Source organism: Leucobacter sp. NPDC077196, assembly GCF_040687075.1.
In the GTDB taxonomy this organism is placed as follows: Bacteria; Actinomycetota; Actinomycetes; order Actinomycetales; family Microbacteriaceae; genus Leucobacter.
The window spans coordinates 81171-100276 of record NZ_JBFBML010000010.1 but is presented as its reverse complement, the minus strand read 5'-3'; the positions used below and the strand labels follow the sequence as shown (position 1 = coordinate 100276).

The following is a 19106-nucleotide window of genomic DNA, read 5'->3' as shown; positions in this document are numbered from 1 at the left end:
TGGCCCAAGGCGGGTAATGCTGCGGGCCAGTACCCTCTTCCCGGAACCGAGTACCAACTAGGTGGACGAGGAGTACCTTAAACGACTACTCGCCACGCCTACCCTCAGTACTCAGATATTCAAGCAGGGGGCTCGATCCGTAAAGAACCATTGCGGTTCTGTCTTGCAATTGGGCAACGCAGTACGGGCGTCAGTAAACAAGATTTCCTTTTGGGCTTACTCGGAAAGAGCAACAAACCTTACGGTTGTGTTGTCTGGCGTTACTCCGGCAATGGCATTGGCATCTTTCCCGGTTCCAGCCGAAGAGTGGACCGAGATCGTCTACGACGCGCAGAAGGAGAGCTCGGCCACGGCAACACGGGGGCCGCTGTCAATCTGGATTGACCCGTCTACCTTGCTGCCGGGGGACAACTTCAGTTTCTACATCGATGATGTAAAGATCTCACGGCAAGTCGTATCGTCCACGTCGGGTGTAAAGATCGGCCGTCACGCTAACGGGGTCGCGTATGTTGAGTCTTCCGATGCGACGCATATCGCACAGTTGCAGGGTGGCGGGCTCATTGTTCAAAGCAAGGGCAACTCCGGTGAGGTCGCCGTCTATGACGTAGAGGGAATCCGTAAGACCGGCGCTGGGACGCCTGTTGTGCTCGGGCACGAATCGGTTGAAGCTAATTCGCCGGTTCAGATCTATGCGAGCGGTGACAACAAGATCGAGATGCTGAGCCCGGTCACGTTCCAGGGTGATACCGGCTGGTTGAACGTTTCCCCGGAGGCTGGATGGTCTTCGACGGTGCAGGTCAAAGTGAAGGCCGGCATAGTGTCGATCAAGGGGAACCTCACGAACGCGTCGTTTTCGAACGCATCGTTTCAGATCGCAGCCTTGCTTCCGTCCGGGATACCTGGCCCACCCGCAACATTCCTGGGTTCGTACCAGGGCGTGGGTGGCCCGCTGCGAAATACGCAGTTGACAAGGTCCGGAGAGATCTCTATCCGCACATCAGCATCGTCGGGGCAGGGTATCCCGGTCGATTTCACGTACCCGATTTAGCCCAGGAGGCGCTGTTGTCTTACTTAGTTCAAGCCGCACTGGCGGCCGATAACGATGTTCGTTTGCGTATCACTGCATGCGCGGCGACGGTTCTCTCTGCTGGTGAGGATCCGAGCGCGTGGGTGCAGTCACGGCTGTGGCAGTTTTCTGCTTTCCCCGGGTGGGTGAAAGCGTTCAAGGACGCCGACCACGCTACTTCGGGCGCGGATGAATCAGCGATCACGGACCGGATGATTCTGGAAGCTGTGCAATCGCTGCATAGTCCGCCCGAGACCGACACGAGCCCCGCCGAGTAGCGGGGCTTTCTTATTCCCACGGAAAGGGGGAGCAATGGCTGAGATTTATTGGCCGTTCGCCACGTCAACGGTCAGCGAATGGCCTGGCACTCGCGGGTCTGGTTGGGCTGATCATGTTGGTACTGATTTCGCGATCCCGCAGGGCACACCCCTGAAAGCCACGATGGCGGGCACGGTCGATATTCATTGGACGGACGGTCTTGGGGCGTGGGTGATCGACATCATTGCGCCGGACGGCACGGTGGTCAGGAATGGGCACCTGTCCTATATGGCGGTCGCTGATGGTGAGTGGGTGAACGTTGGCGACTACATCGGGAACACGGGCGGCGCTGGCGGTACGGCGGGTGCCGGCATGTCGACCGGGCCTCACCTGCATTGGGAGATCCGTAACAACACCGGCTGGGGAGCTACGGGGTGGTACGACCCCCGCAACCTCACTATCAAGACGTTCGGGCAGACAGCACCGCCCGCGAAACCTCAAGCCGCGGCACCCGCGACGAAGAAGCGAAGGAGAAACAAGATGGATTATGCATGTGTGACGCGCGAGAAGAGCAAGGGCACGTTCGTTGCGATGGTGTTTTGCCTCGGCAATGGTGAGGTGCACGAGTTCGAGTCCACGAAGGCGTATGTGGACAACATCGCGAAGACCTACCAGTGCGGGCCGACATCGATCGTGACGGCGAGTCACTATTCGAAGATCCAGGGCGAGCTCGCGGCGACGCGTAAGCGTCTTGACGCTCGTAAGGGCTGATGTGGGGGTTTGACGCGTTCCTGTTCGTGGGGTGCGCCGCGGGTGTGGCTTTACTGCTCGCATGCGGGGTCCTCGCGATCGGGGTGTGGCTTTCTAAGGGGGCGAGATGATCGGAATCATCAGAGCAGCAGCGGATGAACTCATGCTGCCGGGGATCTGGTCACTCGCCCCACTTCCGGCGCTCATTGGGTTGCTCGTGTTCTTGTTCATTGCGCTCGCACGCGGCTGGATCATTCCTCGCTCCTCCCACGAGCGAGAGATGGGGCAAGCGAACAAACGCGGCGACGAATGGCGCGACACCGCAATAGGTGAACGTGCCGTCAACCAGGAGATCCGCGCCCAGAACACGATGCTACTCGAGGCGCAACGCATCTCCGACAAGTTTTACACCGCCATGACACCGCCGAAAGCGGGTGATCAACGTGTGGGGACGTAAGAAGAAGATCGTAGTACCGGACGACACTGGGGAAGCGCAGATCATGCGGCAGGAAGCGAACGAGGAACTGAAGCGGTTGCACCGCCAATCCTATGAGGTTGTGTCGATCACAGACCGCCTTCATCGCCGCCGCGAACTGAACCACTTCGGGGAAGAAATAACGGTGTCGTTCAGGCCCAGGGGGAGACACACATGACCGATGTTCTGTTCGCTATCGGTGACGCGATCATGCTCGTCGCGATCATCGGGACGATTGTGTTCGCGATCTCGTACGGGGTGTTCTTCAACTGGCGGGGCACCCCGGCCGGCCGTTCCCTCATGTACTTCGTACTGGCGCTCGTTGGTTGGGCGTTGCAGTCGTTCTATGCACGTATCGACTCCGACTACCCGGGTAGGCCGTGGACGCGCATCGTCGTGTACGCCCTCATTGCCACGACTGTTTGGCGTCTGGTCGTGACCCTCTGGCGGTCGTGGCACAAGACGCCCATCAAGATTGAACCTCGAAAGAAGGATGAACATGCTGAGTAAGCCGTTCTGGAAAGACGCTCTCGAGCGTGCCGTGAAGACCGCCGCACAGACCGCTGTCGCACTGATTGGCACTGGCGCTGTGGGCATCATCGACGTGGACTGGGCGAACATCGCTTCCGTGTCTGGTGTTGCCGCGTTGGTGTCGCTGCTAACTTCTGTCGCGTCCGGGCCTATTGGTGAGCCGGACACCCCTTCGGTGGTGCGCGGCGACCACGCCGCCTGACCGTTCTACTTTGCCCCCATCTGACCTTCGGGTTGGGTGGGGGCGCTTTTCTTGTTTACGCGTTTCCAGTCCGGGGAACCGGGTGGGTATCCGTTCGCGTCGACCGTGTCGGGTCCGCGTTGTCGGACTTTCGCGATTTCGGCGCGTGCTGGCAGGTCCGGGGTTCGGGTGGGCCACGGTACTGCTTGTTCGGCTTCTTCTTTGGTGGGGTAGAGGCCGATCATGCGCTGTTTATGCCTGACCGGATTCCACGAGCTCAGAATGAACCGTGCCTGCCCGTCGCTGTCGCGCATCCCGCGAATCACAGCCTTCGGATACTGGGCGAACTCGCGCATCACGATCCACTCATCCGACGCCACCTGAATCAGATTCGACCGCACCACCATCCACCGCCATTCGAAAATATGTTCGAATAGCGTAACCGATGATAAGCGGCGCGGCGAAGCGTTCGTGCCACGAGAAGCGGCACGCGGCATCGGCTCGTGCCACCTATGCGCGCCATCACAGTTCCGTGCACGTTCGGAAACCCAAGTGATAACGGCCGCGAGTGCGTTTATCATTTGAGGGAGGGTGATACCGCGGCGGGCGCTATGCGGCCTTGCGTAGCTGCCCACGGCCCGATATGAGCGGTGCTGACACCGAGTCGAGGGTGACGATGCCCTCACGCTTGCGGGCGTCTGAGACGGACGTATAGATCTGCGTCGTGGAGATGTCCTCGTGCAGCATGAGCTCCTGCACGACACGGATATCTACGCCTTGGTCAACGAGTGCGGTCCCGAATGAGTGTCGGAGCGAGTGTGGGGTGAGGCGGGGGTCAGTGATCCCGGCGCGCCGTTTCGCTTCGGTGATTGCGTCCGTCACGGACGTGGACCGGATGGGGCCGTCTCGGTGCGGGGAAGGGAACCACCACGTGTCCGGCATGGTCTGGGCGAGATCACGAATTGCGGGGTGCAGGGGGAGGTGCCGTTCCTTCGCGCCCTTCGCGACGGTGCGCAGTGTGTCACCGGAGTAGTCGATCATGTCGCCGCGCATGTTCGCGATCTGGGAGACACGGAAGCCCTGGTAGTAGCCGAGCATGATCATCGCCCGTGTGCGCTTGTATGCGCCACTGCTGAGCATCGCTTCGATCTGATCGTTACTGAACGGGCGCGGTTCGCGGCGGGGAACTTTGACGGGCGCGAGACGGAGCGCCGGGTTGTCATCCCGATACCCGTCAGCCTCGAGAAACGCGAACAGTGCAACCATCGCCGCCCGCTCAATACGCAACGTGGACGCCTTCACTTCACCGCGAGCAAGGTAGGAGCGCAGATCGGCGGTCGTCATCTCCGTGAACAGCTTCTCCGTGAATCTTGCGAGGGGGCGCAGAATGAACTCACGGTTCTTGATCGTTCGGATGGAAAGGGACTGTGCCTGCTGATACTGGTTGAAGGCGACGATGACTTCACTGTTCATTCCCTGATCGTGCCAGCGAAAGCGGGCCTTCTGGGATGCGGTCAGATTATTCGCCTGCATTTTCACCCGAAGCTACGCGACACGCCGGGGAAACATTTCGACCACTGGTGCCAAGTCTTGATCTTTCACCGAGAGGGTCGGGGGTTCGAGTCCCTCCGGGCCCACCATCATTTACTTCGGCAGTGCCGCTTCGATCGCAGCCACGATCGCCGGGTCGTCGGGCTCCACCGTCGGGCGGAAGCGCGCGACTGACCCGTCTGGTGCGACCAAGAACTTCTCGAAGTTCCACTTCACGCGCCCGGCCTTGCCGTCTGCGTCGGGGATCTCGCGGAGCTGCTCGTACAGAGGGTGCTTGCGCCGCCCGTTCACCTTGACTTTTTCCATGAGGGGGAAGGTCACACCGTACGACGTCGAGCAGAAGGTCTTGATCTCCTCCCCATCGCCGGGTTCCTGGCCCATGAACTGATTGCACGGGAAACCGAGCACGGTGAACCCGCGATCGCCGTACTCCCGCTGCAGGGCCTCGAGCTTCTCGTACTGCGGCGTCAGCCCGCACTTCGATGCGACGTTGACGACGAGCACCGCCCGGTCGGCGTAGTCGGCGAGCGAGGCCGGCTCGCCATCGATGGTGGTGAAGGAGACGTCGCGTAGCTGCATGCCCACAGCCTATGCCCGGGCGGCGCGGAATGAACTGGCAGCACGATACGTTGGAATGCGTGTCGGGGTGCGTCTGCATCCCGTTGAGTCTGAGAAAGGCACGGTGCGCATGAGTTCGGCTCCGGAGAACGCAGCGGTGGGATTCGATGCGAGCGGGGTGACCGGTGCGGACGCCTTGAAGCAGGCGTTCAGGGAGCACCCCGCAGGCGTCGCGCTCATCACGGCGATGACTGAAGAGGGACCCGTCGGTCTCACGGCCTCGAGCGTGGCATCGGTCGGTATCGATCCTCCGGCAATCGCCTTCTCCGTAACACGCGCGACGGGGAGTGCGGGCGGAGTGCTGAACGCTGATACGCATCTCGTGCACCTGCTCGACTCACGGCACGCGGAAGTTGCACAGTCATTCGCGGTCTCGGGAGCCGAGCGCTTCACAGCCGAACAGGGCTGGGCGTTCCTCGAAACCGGTGAACCGTATCTGCCCGCCTCGCGCGTAGCGCTGCGCTGCCGCCCCCTCCATACTCTCGGCGTCGGCTCGTCGGTAGTAGTCGTCGCTGAGGTGCTGGGAGCCGTCTTCGGCGACTCCGCCGCTCCCATGGTCTACGTGGATCGTCGATTCCACACGCTGCCCCCAGCCGAACGCGCCTAGCATCGAACACACGACCAGAGGAGACCCGTTGAGCAAAGCAACCGAATCCACCGAGCCGTCCATGGGAAGCTATGTCACCGGGGGCGCCTTCGAACGCGACACGCAGTACATCGAGGATCGCATCGTCTCCGACCCCGAAGCCGTGTTGGCGCTGCCAGCCCCGCCGGAGTCGAAGATCGGGTCTCTCGGTTTCGGACTCACCGAGGGCGCCGAAGCATGGCCGGTCGAACCCGGGCGATACCGACTCGTCGCCGCCGCCGCATGCCCGTGGGCGAATCGCACGCTCATCGTACGGCGACTGCTCGGCCTCGAAGACGTCATCTCGCTGGGTCAGCCCGGGCCGGTACACGATGCGCGATCCTGGACCTTCGATCTGGATCCCGACGGCCGCGACCCCGTGCTCGGCAGCGAACGGCTGCAGGAGCACTACTTCAAGCGGTTCCCCGGGTATCCGCGCGGCATCACTGTTCCCGCGATCGTTGACGTGCCGAGCGGTGGCGTGGTGACGAACAACTACCCGCAGATCACACTCGACTTCTCGACCGAATGGCGGGAGTTTCATCGCTCGGGCGCTCCCGACCTGTTGCCGGCCGACCAGGTGGACGAGATGTGGCCAGTGATCGAGCGCATCTTCACCGAGGTGAACAACGGCGTGTACCGCTGCGGCTTCGCGGGCAGTCAGGAGGCGTACGAGACCGCTTACGAGCGTCTGTGGACCGCCATGGACTGGCTCGAGGAGCGTCTTTCGACGCGCCGGTTCGTGATGGGCGACACCATCACGGAGGCCGACGTGCGACTCTTCACCACGCTTGCCCGCTTCGACCCCGTCTACCACGGTCACTTCAAGGCGAACCGCAACAAGCTCAGCGAGATGGAACATCTGTGGGGATACGCGCGCGATCTGTACCAGACTCCGGGGTTCGGCGACACGATTGACTTCACGCAGATCAAGCAGCACTACTACGCGACGCACTCAGACATCAATCCGACTCGAATCGTGCCGATCGGCCCTGATCTCGCGAATTGGACCAGCGCGCACGGGCGTGAACGTCTGGGCGGCGAACCGTTCGGCGACGGGACTCCGCCCGCACCGCAGCACTAGCGAGGAATCGCGATCCCGACGGTATTGCGGTTGCGCGCCTTGTCCCGGCGCTCCACCGCAATACCGGTCAGCGCGAGTGCCATGCCGATGATTCCGAGTGCTACTCCGACCCATCCCGGGGCGAGATACCCGAGGCCGCCTGCGATGACGAGGCCTCCGAGCCACGCGCCCAGGCTGTTGCCGACGTTGAATGCCGCGTGGTTGATGGCGGCTCCGAAGAGCGCTGCTTCATCGGAGACGCGGATCAGCCGTGACTGAATCGACGGCATCAGAATCGATGAGGTCACGCCGAGCAGGAACGTGGTGACGATGAGCCCCACCGGGTGCCACGCGAGCAGCGCGTACGCGATCAGCACCGCGATGAACGAACTGAAACCGAAGCTGATCGTGCGGGTGAGGTCCTTATCACTCGCCCAGCCGCCCGCGAGGTTGCCAATGGTCATGCCGAGCCCGAGCCCGGCGAGAATCCACGGCACGCTCGATTCTGACAGCCCCGTCAATCGCGTGGTCACCTCTGCGATGTACGAGTACACCGCGAAGAAGCCGCCGAATCCGATTGCACCGACGCCGATCATGATCCAGAGCCGGTAATTGCGGAGCGCCGAGAGCTCGCGCATGGCGCTTCGCGTCGGATTGCCGGGGAACCGCGGAAGAAATGCGAGGCACAGCAGCAGTGTCGCGGTGAAGATCACGGTGACAAGCACGTAGGCCCAGCGCCAGCCGGCGACTTGCCCGATCCAGGTCGCGATCGGCACGCCGACGACATTTGCGACGGTCAGGCCCGACAGCGCGAGTGCAATGCCGCGCCCCTGCATTCCCGGGCCCATAATGCGCGCGGCGAGCAGTGATGCGACACCGAAGTACGCGCCGTGCGGCAGCGCGGCGATGAAGCGGGCGACCGCGAGGGATCCGAAGGTCGGCATGAAGACGGACGCGATCGTTCCGAGAATGAAGAGCCCCAGCAGCAGGAAGGCGAGCTTCGTCTGAGACATTCGGGCAGCGAGTACAGCGAAGGTCGGTGCGCCGACGACGACTCCCAATGCGTAGGCAGTGATGAGCCATCCGGCCTGTGCGATCACCGTGTCGGGTGAGTCGGCGAAGCCGGGGAGTAGGTCGTGAGCGATTTCGGGGAGAAACCCCATGGTAGCGAACTCTGTGACGCCGATGCCGAAACCGCCGAGTGCGAGTGCGAAGAGCGCGAAGCCGCGCCGAAGCGGCGTGAGGTGGGTCATCGAGAGACGCCTTCCCAGGGAGTGGACGTTGCGACGTGCACGACGCCGAGGTGGAGCCGCGTCAGAGCGACCCAGCAAGACTAGCGGTTGCGGGTTACCATCCGCGCTCGAGCCAGCTCTCCAGTGCCGGGTGCTCGGCGGCGATCGTCGTGCTTTCGCCGTGCCCGGTCAGTGCGGTGGTTTCACCCGGAAGCGGGAACAGCCGCGTGCGGATCGAATCGATGATCTGCGGAAAACTCGAATAGTCCCAGCGCGTCGCTCCGGGCCCACCCTGGAACAAGGTGTCCCCGGTGAAGACCGTGTCGAGCGCGGGCACCGCGAAGCAGACCGATCCCGGCGTGTGCCCCGGAGTGTGCAAGGTCGTCAACTCCACCCCGGCGACCATGAAAGATGCGGCATGCGCGAGTTCGATGTCGGGAAGCTGATCCCCGTGTGTGTCGCGCCAGATGAACAGATCGTCGGGGTGAAGATGGATCAGGGCGTCGAGTTCGCCGGCGAGTTCGACCGCGGCGTTCACGTGATCGTTGTGGCCATGCGTGAGCAGAATTCCGAGCGTTTCGCGATCGCCGACTGCGGCCACGATCGCGCCGGCGTCATGACTCGCGTCGATCACCACGACTTGTTCATCATCGCCGACGATCCAGACATTATTCTCGATCGGAAACGCCTCGGGTTCGGCACCACCGCGGTCGACGAGAATCGTGCCCTGCGTGACGAGGCGTTCGATGCGGGCTTCGCTCATACGGGCGGCTCCTGTTCGTGGTGCGGGTTATCCGCGAGTGACGACGACGGGGCAGGGGAGCGCTTGCAGCACGCCATGGCTCACCGAACCCAGCAGCAGGCGTGAGATGCCGCCGCGCCCGCGGCTGCCGACCACGAGGAGCTCCGCGTGCTCGGCCGCCTGGACGAGGGCTGCGACGGGGGAGGACTGCATGATCTCGCGGCGCACCTCGAGATCGGGATAACGGTGCGCAATGCCCGCGACGCCGATCGCGATCGCCTCCTCTGCGGCGGCCCGCTGCGATTCCACGAGTTCTTCGCTCCACAGGTATTCGAGACCGGGGGTCAGCGGGGGCATCCAGGCATAGACGGCGACGAGCGGTACCTCGCGCAATGAAGCCTGCTCCGCGGCGAATGCGATGGCTCGCTTCGACGCATCCGAACCATCGACGCCGACGACGACCGGGGCATTCGGACGCACGTCAGCCTGGGGAACGACGGCGACGGGGCAGTGCGATGTCGCAGCAACCTTCACTGCGCGCGTTCCGAAGAACGATCCCGAGAATCGGCCCCCCTGGTGCGCGCCGAGCACCACGAGGTCTGCTCGTTTCGATGCTGCCTCGATCTCAGCGATCGGGTGTCCGACGACGGCGGTGCCGGTGATCGTACCGGCAAACCCGAGCTCGCGCGCGTACACCGTCTCAGCCTGCAGCATCTGCTCCGATGCGAGCTGCGCCTCCGAGAGAAACGCCACACTCTCGGAGAGGAACGAATCGTCGGCCACGTGGATGAGTTCGACGGCCGCACCGCGCTCGGTGGCTCGCGCGAGGCCCCAGGCGAGCGCGACCCTGCTCTGCTCGGATCCATCGACTCCGATGAGGTACTTCTCAGACATGATCTGTCCTTTCTGTCCGTTGATGTTCGAGTGAGCAGGGCCGCGAGCAGCTCAGCTCTCGAGTACCGGAAGGTGGACCGGATGGCCCCCCGCGAGGTGCTCGATGATGCGGACGACCTGGCAGCTGTACCCGTACTCGTTGTCGTACCAAACGTAGACGACGGCGCTGTCCCCGGTAGCGATGGTCGCGAGGCCGTCGACGATGCCGGCTCGGTTGGAGCCGACGAAGTCGGTGGAGACGATCTCGTCGGACTCGACGTAGTCGATCTGCGTACGCAGCGCTCCGGTCAGCGAGACCTCCTCGAGAGCGGCATTGATCTCCTCGCGGGTGGTCTCGCGTTCGAGCTGCAGATTGAGTACGGCCATCGACACGTCGGGCGTCGGCACGCGGATCGCGTTGCCGGTCAGCTTGCCGGCGAACTCGGGGAGTGCCTTGGCGACGGCTTTCGCGGCCCCCGTCTCGGCGAGCACCATGTTGAGCGCTGCAGAACGACCGCGGCGAGCGCCCTTGTGGAAGTTGTCGGTGAGGTTCTGATCGTTCGTGTACGAATGCACGGTCTCGACGTGCCCTCGCGTGACCCCGAAGCGATCATTGAGCACTTTGAGCACGGGGGTGATCGCATTTGTCGTGCACGAAGCAGCGCTGAGGATCCGCTGGTCGTCGGTGATGGCTCCGTGATTGACGCCGTAGACCACGTTGAGCAGCTCGCCCTTACCAGGCGCAGTGAGCAGTACTCGGGCGATGCCAGGGTTCTGCAGGTGCTGCGCGAGGCCCTCGGCATCGCGCCAGCGGCCCGTGTTGTCGACGAGGATCGCGTTCTCGATGCCGTAGTGGCCGTAGTCGACGCTCGCCGGGTCGTCCGAGTAGATCACCTGAATGCGCACGCCGTTCGCCAGGATGACGTTCTCGTCTTCGAGCACCTTGATGGTGCCGTTGAAGGGACCGTGCACCGAGTCGCGCTTGAGCAGGTTCGCGCGCTTCTCGAGATCGTTCTCAGCGCCGCGGCGCACGACGATCGCACGAAGGTTCAGACCGTTGCCGCTGCCGGTGTGCTCGATGACGATGCGGGCAAGCAGCCGGCCGATGCGACCGAAGCCGTAGAGTACGACGTCGGTGCCGCTCCCCGTCGTGGCCGCATCCGAGGCAGGAAGCGTCTCGCGCAGGTACGCGTCGAGGTCATCGCTGCCGGATTCGCGGAATGCGTTCGCCAGAAGGGCGAGGTCGACCGACGCGGGACCCGGCTGAATGCGCGCGAGAGCCGTGACGATGGCGGATGTCTCGACGAGTGGCAGCTCGACTTCGTCGATCTTTCGAGCGAAGCTGTGCGCTCGAATGATGTCGATGGGCGATCGGCCGACGAGGCTGCGACCGTGCACCGACATGACGACATCGTGGTCGCGGTACAGCTGGCCGATGAGCGGGATCATGCGCTCGGCGAGCTGCTGCTTCGCCTTCCAAGCTTCGAGATGATCGTCAGCACGCTGGTTCATGTGAACGGAGGGTTCCTTCCTGAGGTGTACACGAGGGATCGGCCTGCCCGCCGGAGACGTTCGAGGTCTCTCCTCCAGTATCCCACGGGCGTAATGCGAACGCGCCCGCCGCGCTCATGACGTCGTGTGACAGACGGATTTCGGGCGGGGACGTGCGTCGCACATCCAGGACTGCGACCCCGCGGGCCGATCGCCCGCATCCCCAATCCCTTGACATTGAGGACCACCATGATTTTCACGAAGCGCGGCACGCTCGCCGCCTCGCTCACCGCTTGTGCCCTTGCTGCAGCCACCGTCTTGGCGGGCTGCTCGACCGGCGCCGCCGACGATGCCGAGAGCTCCGACGGTGGTTCGGAGACCGTCCGCATCGGCGTCGTCGGCGCGAGTGACGCGTACTGGCAGACGTTCACCGACGCCGCCGCCGATGAGGGCATCACGGTCGAGCTCGTTGATTTCACCGATTACAACCAGCCCAATCCGGCGTTGGCGGAGGATGAGCTCGATCTGAACCAGTTCCAGCACATTCAGTACCTCGCCGATTACAACGTCTCGAACGATGATGACCTCGTCACGGTCGGTGCGACCGCGATTTACCCGCTGGGAGTGTTCTCGACCAAGCACGCCGACCTCGCCGACATTCCCGATGGCGGCACCGTCGCGATCCCGTCGGACCCCAGCAACCGCGCCCGCGCGCTGAACGTGCTGCAGTCGGCCGAGCTCATCGAGCTCTCCGATGGCGGCACCCTGTTCTCGACGCCCGACGACGTGGACGCCGCGAAATCCAAGGTCGAGGTCACTGAGATGGACGCGTCATTCACGGCGACCTCGCTCGCCGACGTCGATGCCGCTGTCGTCAACAACGATTTCGTCACCGATGCAGGGCTCGAGTTCTCCGAGGCGCTCTATCAGGATGATCCGAGCGACGAGGGCGCGAAGTACTTCATCAACATCTTCGCCGCACGAGCCGACGACGCGGACAACGAGACGTTCGCGAAGCTGATCGAGATCTACCAGACCAATGAAGAGGTGCAGGCGGGAGTCTTCGAGAACTCGGGCGACTCCGCGATCCTGCTCGACACCCCGGCTGCTGAGCTGCAGGAGATCCAGGACGACGCCGAGGCGCAGATCGCCGAGAGCAAGGGCTGAATCAGCTCGCTGTTTCCGCATAGGATCGGGGCGTTCGGTTTTCCGAGCGCCCCGTTGCTGTGAGACCCGAAAGGAGACGCGATGACCCGCGTCCAGATGATCGGCGTGTCCAAGCGCTACCCGGGGCGGGGCGCCAACGCCGCGCCCGTAGTCGCCGTCGACGATGTGACGATCGACGTCGCGTCAGGTGAGATTCACGCCATCATCGGGTACTCCGGTGCGGGCAAGAGCACGCTGCTCCGCCTCGTGAACGGGCTGGAGCACGCGAGCGACGGGCGGATCCTCGTCGGCGACGACGAGATCACCTCGCTTCGCGAGTCCAAACTGCGCGAAGTGCGCGGTCGCATCGGCATGATTTTCCAGCAGTTCAACCTGTTCCATTCGAAGCGCGTCGCGAAGAACGTCGAGTATCCGCTGGTCGTGGCCGGCGTGCCCGCTGCGGAGCGCAAGCGCAGAGTCGCGGAACTGCTCGAGTTCGTCGGCCTGTCGGAGAAGACCAATGCCTTCACCGACCAGCTCTCCGGCGGCCAGAAGCAGCGCGTCGGCATCGCGCGTGCGCTCGCCACGAACCCGGGTGTGCTGCTCGCCGACGAAGCCACCAGCGCCCTCGACCCGCAGACCTCGCGTGAGGTGCTCTCACTCTTGAAGCGGGTGAACGCCGAGTTCGGCATCACCATCATTCTGATCACGCACGAGATGGAGGTCGTGCGGGAGATCGCCGACCGCGTCACCGTGATGGATGGCGGCAGCGCAGTGGAGCAGGGCGACGTCTTCGACGTGTTCTCTGACCCGCAGTCGCAGACCACGAAGCGCTTCGTCGCGACGGCACTGCCGACCGAACCGCGGGCCGAGCGGCTCGATGAGCTGCGAGAACGGCACCGCGGCAGGCTCATCTCCCTCACGTTCCGCGACGGTGACGTGGATCAACCCGTCGTGTTCCGTACACTCGCCGAGCGCGGCGTCGGCGTGAGCATCGTGCACGGCGGCATCACCGACGTCGGCGGACGGAGCTTCGGCAAGCTGACGTTGGAACTCATCGGCGACGATCTGAAGGTCGAGCACGCGATCGCTGCGCTCGCGCAGGAGACGGCACTGGAGGTGCTGGCGTAATGGACAATCTCATCGAACTCATCTCGAACGGCAAGTTCATCGAGGCGACCATCCAGACGCTGACCTACGTCGTCATCGCCATGGGCCTCGGCGGCGTACTCGGGCTCGTGCTGGGCGTGCTGCTCACGGTGACCCGTCAGGGCGGGGTGCTGCAGAGCCGCGGCGTCTACGTGGTGCTGAACTTCCTCGTGAACTTCTTCCGGCCGATCCCATTCGTCATCCTGATCGCCGCGATCCAGCCGCTCGCCCGCGTCGTCGTCGGAACCGGCATCGGCGATCGCGCACTCATCTTCGTACTGACCTTCGCTGCGACCTTCGGCATTGCCAGGCTCGTCGAGCAGAATCTGCTGACCGTTCCTCCGGGCGTCATCGAAGCATCGCGCGCCATGGGAGCCGGCCCGTGGCGAACGATACTGACGGTGCTGATTCCCGAGGGGCTCGGGCCGGTGGTGCTCGGGTACACCTTCGCCTTCATCGCGGTCGTCGACATGACGGCGATGGCCGGCGTGATCGGCGGCGGCGGCCTCGGAAATCTCGCCCTGCAGTACGGGTACCGGCAGTTCAACCCGTGGGTGACCTGGGCCGCCGTGCTGCTCATCATCATCATCGTGCAGATCGTGCAGCTGCTCGGCAATGTCATCGCGCGGAAGCTGCTGAGGAGGTAACAGAGTGTCTGAAACACTCAAGCCTGCCGTGCTCGCCGACTTGCGAGCGCGTGCGGAAGAGCTGTGGCCGAGCGGGATCGCGGAAGCGTGGGATCGCGTCGGCCTCGTCTCGGGGTCCGACAGCGCGCCGCTGCGGCGCGTGCTGCTCGCCGTCGATGCCGTGGATGCAACGGTGAGCGAGGCGCTCGAGTGGCAGGCCGATGCGCTGGTGACCCATCACCCGCTGCTGCTTCGCGGCGTGCACACGTTGGCCGAGGACACGGCGAAGGGGGCGCTGCTCGCGCGGCTCATCCGTGGCGGGTGCGCGCTTCTCGCGGCCCACACCAATGCCGATCAGCCGGCCGGCGGGGTGTCCGCTGTCATCGCCGATCGGCTCGGCCTGCGGGGGAGCGAGCCGATCGTGCCGCACGCGTCTGACCCGTCGATCGGCATCGGGCGGGTGGGCGACCTGCCCGCCGCCGAGTCGCTGCGGGCATTCGCGACCCGGGTCGCCGCTGCAATGCCCGAAACGGTCTCGGGAGCGCGGGTCTCCGGCGATCCGGATCGGCGCGTGCAGCGCGTTGCCCTCCTCGGCGGCGCGGGCGATAGTCTGCTCGATCACCCTGTGGTGCGCGGCGCCGACGTCTATCTGACCTCGGATCTTCGCCATCACCCGGCTCAAGAGGCCAGTGAGCTCTCAGCCGTCGCGGGTGGCCCGGCGCTCGTCGACGTCGCACACTGGGCGAGCGAGTCGCTCTGGCTCGAGGGCGCCGCCGAGCGCCTTGCTGCGGTACTGCCCGGTGTCGAGTTCCGCGTAAGCGGGATCCGCACCGATCCGTGGTCGTTCTCCGTCGGCGCTCACTCGGCGTGAGGCTCCCGCGCTGTGGGTGCCGGTAGGCTGGCACGCATGAAGGCCAGCCCGCGGCAGCAGCGACTCCTGCTCGATCTCCAAGACCTCGACAACATGCTCGCTCGACTTCGCCGCAAGCGAGCGACGCTGCCCGAGCGGGCAGAACTCACCGGTTTGAGCGGCGATGCCGCTGACGCGAGAACGAAGTTCATGGCTGCACAGCGCGAGCTCGACACGCAGAACGCCGATCTCGAGCGGATCGAGGCCGACGTCGCACTGGTGCAGCAGCGCCGCGACCGTGACGAGCAGCTGCTCTCCGCGAGCACGTCGAGCAAGGAGGCGCAGGCGCTGCAGGCGGAGCTCGAGACGCTCACTCGCCGGCAACTCGAACTCGAGGATCGCGAACTCGAGCTGATGGAGGCGCAGGAGCGGGCCCGGCAGGCGTTTTCAGTCGCCGAGGAGCTCTTCGCCGGTGTCGATGCCCGTCGTGTCGCCATCGAGGCTCGGATCGCCGAGGCCGAGCAGCGTATCGACCGCGAGCTTGCGTCGAACGCCGAGGAGCGTGCCGGAGTCGCAGCTGAGTTGCAGCGCGACGTGCTGGGCCTGTACGAGGAGATTCGCAAGCGGGTCGGCATCGGCGCGGCGCGGCTGCGCGGCAACGTGTCCGAGGCGAGCAACATGGCGCTGGCGCCCGCTGAGCTCAGCGGCATCAAGTCTGCAGCCCCCGATGAGATCGTGTTCTGCCCGGGCACCGGGGCGATCCTGGTGCGCGTCGACGAGGAGTAGGCCGCGTCGAGTAAGCTGATCTCCGGAATGGGTCGGTGAGACGATCGCGTCGGTTCCGTTGCCTCGGCAGCGGGATCGCCGAGGAACGTCCGGGCTCCGCAGGGGAGAACGGTGGGTAACGCCCACCCGGGGCAACCCGCGAGAAAGTGCAACAGAGAGTAGACCGCCTGGCGTGGTTCGCCGCGCTCGGTGAGGCTGAAAGGGTGGTGTAAGAGACCACCGGCGTTCGTGGTGACACGAGCGGCCAGGTAAACCTCGTTCGGAGCAAGGCCAGACAGAGGATGATGACGCGCCCCGCCGAGTCCTCGGGTAGGCCGCTAGAGAGTGCCGGCAACGGTATTCCGAGAGAGATGGTCGTCGCCGGTCGGTTCGCCGACCGGAACAGAACCCGGCGTATGATCCGGCCCATTCCACTTCAATGCCGGGGAGCGAGCCGCGCGTGCGAGCCGCGCGCCGAACCCGCGGAGTGCGCCTACTCGGATGCGGTGAGCAGTTCGAAACCGTCGTCGCGAATCAACACCGTGTGCTCGAACTGAGCGGTGATGCTGCGATCCCGCGTCGTCACAGTCCAACCGTCGTCCCACTGCTCCCACTCGTGCGTTCCGAGGGTGAGCATCGGCTCGACAGTGAACACCATGCCCGGCTTGATGATGTCGCCGTATGCGGGCGCCGAGTCGTAGTGGGGGATGATGAGCCCGGTGTGGAACGATGAACCGACGCCGTGCCCGGTGAAATCGCGCACCACCCCGTATCCGAAGCGCTTCGCGTACGTCTCAATGACGCGACCGATGACGTTCACCGCTCGTCCCGGCTTCGCAGCGCGGATGCCTCGCATCATCGCCTCGTAAGTCCGTTCGATGAGCTGATCGATTTCCGCAGAGACCTCACCGACCCGGTAGGTGCGGTTGGTGTCGCCGTGGAATCCGTCGAGGTACGCGGTGACATCGACGTTCACCAGGTCACCCTCGCGCAGCACGGTGTCATCGGGGATACCGTGGCAGATCACCTCGTTCACCGAGGTGCACGACGAGGCGGGGTAGCCCCGATAACCGAGGGTCGACGGATACGCGCCTTGGGCGATCACGTACTCATGGGCGACGCGATCCAGCTCGGCCGTCGTCACACCTGGTCGCACCGCCTCAGCCACCGCATCGAGCGCGCCCGAAGCGATGCGACCGGCGGCGCGTATACGGTCGACCTCGGCGCTCGTGTACGTGTTATCGCCGTGGTACGCCGGAGGTGCCGCGAGCCCGACGTAGGGCGGTCGAGCAATTGCGCTCGGAACCGCGCGAGGCGCAGGCCGGGTTCCGGGAATCAGGTGTCCGTGTGCGTCGAAGGGCATACCCCTAGTCTAGGAAGTGCGCTCGGGTGAGCCGAACGCAGACGTCATGGAGTGCGCGCGAGCGCTGAGTGGAGGTCGATATGAGCAAGCAGGAGTGGGGAATCGAGGATCCCGCCGAAACCTTCTGGTTCAATTCCCGAACCAATCAGGTCGAGGAGGGTCCGCAGTCACTTTCGGTGGACCGCATCGGCCCCTTCGCGACACGCGAAGAGGCCGCGCGCGCCGAGGAGATCGTCGCCGAACGCGCCCGGAAATGGCGCGAGGAGGAAGCCGCTGAGGACTGACCTCGTCGTAACACGATTGTCACGGTCAGGAGATAGTCTGAGCCCACCGGCGGAGGCGGTTCGTGCGCATCGCGCGTGCCGTGCCCGCACGCAGGAACGATGAACGGAGTAAGCGTGAGCAAGCAGCGCGATTTTGTTCTGCGCACCATCGAGGAGCGCGGCGTCAGGTTCGTACGACTCTGGTTTAGCGACGTCTCTGGAACGCTGAAGTCGGTCGCTCTCGCCCCCGCCGAGGTCGAAGGTGCGTTCAGTGAAGGCATCGGATTCGACGGTTCCGCGATCGAGGGACTCACGCGCGCGTACGAGTCGGACCTGCTCGCGGTGCCGGATCCGTCGACCTTCCAGCTGCTGCCATGGCGCAGCCAGACGTCTCCGACCGCGCGCATGTTCTGCGACATCAGCACCCCGAACGGCGAGCCGGCCGTGGCGGATCCGCGAAACGTGCTCAAGCGCACACTCGCGACTGCGGCCGAGCAGGGATTCAGCTTCTACACGCACCCCGAGATCGAGTTCTATCTGCTGAAGTCGAAGGAGTTCGACGCCCGCGGGCCGGTGCCCGTCGATCGCGCCGGATATTTCGACAACGTTCCCGGTGGCACGGCGCACGACTTCCGGCGCGAGAGCGTGAACATGCTCGAGGAACTCGGGATCTCGGTCGAGTTCAGCCATCACGAGGCCGGCCCGGGGCAGAACGAGATCGACCTTCGGTACGCCGATGCGCTCACCACCGCCGACAACATCATGACCTTCCGCACGGTCGTCAAGGAGGTCGCGATCGCGCAGGGAGTGCATGCGACGTTCATGCCGAAGCCACTCGCAGGGCAACCGGGATCGGGCATGCACACCCACCTCTCCCTCCTCGAGGGAGACACGAACGCGTTCTACGATCCGGGCGCTCGGTATCAGATCTCGCAGACGGGGCGGCGCTTCATCGCGGGTCTCTTGCGGCACGCGCCCGAGATCACCGCGGTGACGAATCAGTACATCAACTCCTACAAGCGGCTGTGGGGCGGCGACGAGGCCCCGTCCTTCGTGAGCTGGGGTCACAACAACCGTTCCGCCCTCGTGCGCGTGCCGATGTACAAGCCGGGCAAGGGCGACGCGGCCCGCGTCGAGTACCGCGGAATGGACAGCGCCGTGAACCCGTACCTCGGCTTCTCGATGCTCCTCGCCGCAGGCCTGAAGGGCATTCGTGAGGAATACGAGCTTCCCCCGGAGGCGGAGAACAACGTGTGGGCGCTCAGCGACGGAGAGCGGCGCGCGATGGGCTTCGACCCGTTGCCCGCGAGCCTCGACCACGCTCTTGCTGTGATGGAGCGTTCCGAGCTGGTCGCCGAGACGCTGGGGGAGCAGGTGTTCGCGTACTTCATCCGTGATAAGCGCCGTGAAGTCGCTGAGTACCACAGCCAGGTAACGCCCTACGAGCTCTCTTCGATGCTCGATACGATCTGATCGGTCTACCCTGGA

General features: G+C 64.3%; 22 protein-coding genes and 1 other RNA gene. 15 read left to right on the top strand and 8 right to left on the bottom strand.

Annotated elements, in window-relative coordinates; genetic code table 11:
- Window positions 1-271: 271 nt before the first annotated feature.
- The 5 genes from AB0O71_RS11125 to AB0O71_RS11105 all read left to right on the top strand — a co-directional run bounded on the left by AB0O71_RS11125 (window position 272) and on the right by AB0O71_RS11105 (window position 3282).
- Complete coding sequence (locus AB0O71_RS11125; protein ID WP_363745238.1) at window positions 272-1048, top strand: hypothetical protein; 777 nt, start codon at window positions 272-274, stop codon at window positions 1046-1048.
- Window positions 1049-1378: 330 nt separating this feature from the next.
- Window positions 1379-2095, top strand: coding sequence for a peptidoglycan DD-metalloendopeptidase family protein (locus tag AB0O71_RS11120; RefSeq protein ID WP_363745236.1), 717 nt, complete (start codon window positions 1379-1381; stop codon window positions 2093-2095).
- Window positions 2096-2201: 106 nt separating this feature from the next.
- Window positions 2202-2531, top strand: a complete 330-nt coding sequence (locus tag AB0O71_RS11115; RefSeq protein WP_363745234.1) for a hypothetical protein — start codon at window positions 2202-2204, stop codon at window positions 2529-2531.
- 192 nt (window positions 2532-2723) lie between these two features.
- Window positions 2724-3059, top strand: a complete 336-nt coding sequence (locus AB0O71_RS11110) for a hypothetical protein (protein WP_363745232.1) — start codon at window positions 2724-2726, stop codon at window positions 3057-3059.
- Entirely contained in the window at window positions 3049-3282 is a 234-nt protein-coding gene (locus tag AB0O71_RS11105; protein WP_363745230.1) for a holin, read from the top strand. Before AB0O71_RS11110 ends, AB0O71_RS11105 begins: the two co-directional genes overlap by 11 nt.
- A 5-nt stretch (window positions 3283-3287) precedes the next feature.
- Here the strand turns inward: AB0O71_RS11105 and AB0O71_RS11100 are convergent, their stop codons facing one another.
- The 3 genes from AB0O71_RS11100 to AB0O71_RS11090 form a co-directional block, all read right to left on the bottom strand.
- A complete protein-coding gene (locus tag AB0O71_RS11100; protein ID WP_363745228.1) occupies window positions 3288-3758 on the bottom strand; it encodes a hypothetical protein in 471 nt (156 codons plus the stop codon).
- Window positions 3759-3870: 112 nt separating this feature from the next.
- Entirely contained in the window at window positions 3871-4734 is an 864-nt protein-coding gene (locus AB0O71_RS11095) for a tyrosine-type recombinase/integrase (protein ID WP_363745226.1), read from the bottom strand.
- Window positions 4735-4905: 171 nt separating this feature from the next.
- The gene (locus tag AB0O71_RS11090; protein ID WP_363745224.1) at window positions 4906-5391 is read right to left on the bottom strand and encodes a glutathione peroxidase; all 486 of its coding nucleotides are present in this window, start codon (window positions 5389-5391) and stop codon (window positions 4906-4908) included.
- 109 nt (window positions 5392-5500) lie between these two features.
- Between AB0O71_RS11090 and AB0O71_RS11085 the strand changes: the two genes are divergently transcribed.
- Together AB0O71_RS11085 and AB0O71_RS11080 are read left to right on the top strand one after the other, a co-directional pair.
- On the top strand, window positions 5501-6037 hold the full coding sequence (locus tag AB0O71_RS11085) for a flavin reductase family protein (protein ID WP_363745222.1): 537 nt from the start codon (window positions 5501-5503) through the stop codon (window positions 6035-6037).
- Between the two features lie 61 nt (window positions 6038-6098).
- Window positions 6099-7139 (top strand): glutathione S-transferase C-terminal domain-containing protein, encoded by a 1041-nt coding sequence (locus tag AB0O71_RS11080; RefSeq protein WP_363745246.1) that lies wholly within the window; start codon window positions 6099-6101, stop codon window positions 7137-7139.
- Here AB0O71_RS11080 and AB0O71_RS11075 read toward each other — a convergent pair.
- From AB0O71_RS11075 to AB0O71_RS11060, 4 genes are all read right to left on the bottom strand, one after another.
- Entirely contained in the window at window positions 7136-8371 is a 1236-nt protein-coding gene (locus tag AB0O71_RS11075; RefSeq protein ID WP_363745220.1) for an MFS transporter, read from the bottom strand. The genes AB0O71_RS11080 and AB0O71_RS11075 overlap by 4 nt on opposite strands.
- A gap of 94 nt (window positions 8372-8465) precedes the next feature.
- On the bottom strand, window positions 8466-9113 hold the full coding sequence (locus AB0O71_RS11070; protein ID WP_363745218.1) for an MBL fold metallo-hydrolase: 648 nt from the start codon (window positions 9111-9113) through the stop codon (window positions 8466-8468).
- A gap of 27 nt (window positions 9114-9140) precedes the next feature.
- Window positions 9141-9986 (bottom strand): universal stress protein, encoded by an 846-nt coding sequence (locus AB0O71_RS11065; RefSeq protein ID WP_363745216.1) that lies wholly within the window; start codon window positions 9984-9986, stop codon window positions 9141-9143.
- A gap of 51 nt (window positions 9987-10037) precedes the next feature.
- Window positions 10038-11477, bottom strand: a complete 1440-nt coding sequence (locus AB0O71_RS11060; RefSeq protein WP_363745214.1) for a glyceraldehyde-3-phosphate dehydrogenase — start codon at window positions 11475-11477, stop codon at window positions 10038-10040.
- 228 nt (window positions 11478-11705) lie between these two features.
- Between AB0O71_RS11060 and AB0O71_RS11055 the strand changes: the two genes are divergently transcribed.
- The 6 genes from AB0O71_RS11055 (at window position 11706) to rnpB (ending at window position 16425) form a co-directional block, all read left to right on the top strand.
- Window positions 11706-12623 (top strand): MetQ/NlpA family ABC transporter substrate-binding protein, encoded by a 918-nt coding sequence (locus AB0O71_RS11055; protein WP_363745212.1) that lies wholly within the window; start codon window positions 11706-11708, stop codon window positions 12621-12623.
- An 81-nt stretch (window positions 12624-12704) separates the two neighbouring features.
- Complete coding sequence (locus AB0O71_RS11050) at window positions 12705-13733, top strand: methionine ABC transporter ATP-binding protein (protein ID WP_363745210.1); 1029 nt, start codon at window positions 12705-12707, stop codon at window positions 13731-13733.
- On the top strand, window positions 13733-14398 hold the full coding sequence (locus AB0O71_RS11045) for an ABC transporter permease subunit (RefSeq protein ID WP_363745208.1): 666 nt from the start codon (window positions 13733-13735) through the stop codon (window positions 14396-14398). The genes AB0O71_RS11050 and AB0O71_RS11045 overlap by 1 nt, the downstream gene beginning before the upstream one ends.
- 4 nt (window positions 14399-14402) lie before the next feature.
- Window positions 14403-15248, top strand: a complete 846-nt coding sequence (locus AB0O71_RS11040; protein ID WP_363745206.1) for a Nif3-like dinuclear metal center hexameric protein — start codon at window positions 14403-14405, stop codon at window positions 15246-15248.
- 36 nt (window positions 15249-15284) lie between these two features.
- Complete coding sequence (locus tag AB0O71_RS11035) at window positions 15285-16013, top strand: hypothetical protein (protein WP_363745204.1); 729 nt, start codon at window positions 15285-15287, stop codon at window positions 16011-16013.
- Between the two features lie 28 nt (window positions 16014-16041).
- Window positions 16042-16425, top strand: an RNA gene (gene rnpB, locus AB0O71_RS11030) — RNase P RNA component class A.
- A gap of 60 nt (window positions 16426-16485) precedes the next feature.
- On the opposite strand, the gene map is transcribed toward rnpB, so the two are convergent.
- Complete coding sequence (gene map, locus AB0O71_RS11025; protein ID WP_363745202.1) at window positions 16486-17355, bottom strand: type I methionyl aminopeptidase; 870 nt, start codon at window positions 17353-17355, stop codon at window positions 16486-16488.
- 80 nt (window positions 17356-17435) lie between these two features.
- On the opposite strand from map, the gene AB0O71_RS11020 reads away from it, so the two are divergent.
- Window positions 17436-17639, top strand: a complete 204-nt coding sequence (locus AB0O71_RS11020; RefSeq protein WP_363745200.1) for a methionine aminopeptidase — start codon at window positions 17436-17438, stop codon at window positions 17637-17639.
- Window positions 17640-17753: 114 nt separating this feature from the next.
- The gene (gene glnA / locus AB0O71_RS11015) at window positions 17754-19091 is read left to right on the top strand and encodes a type I glutamate--ammonia ligase (protein ID WP_363745198.1); all 1338 of its coding nucleotides are present in this window, start codon (window positions 17754-17756) and stop codon (window positions 19089-19091) included.
- Window positions 19092-19106: the final 15 nt, after the last annotated feature.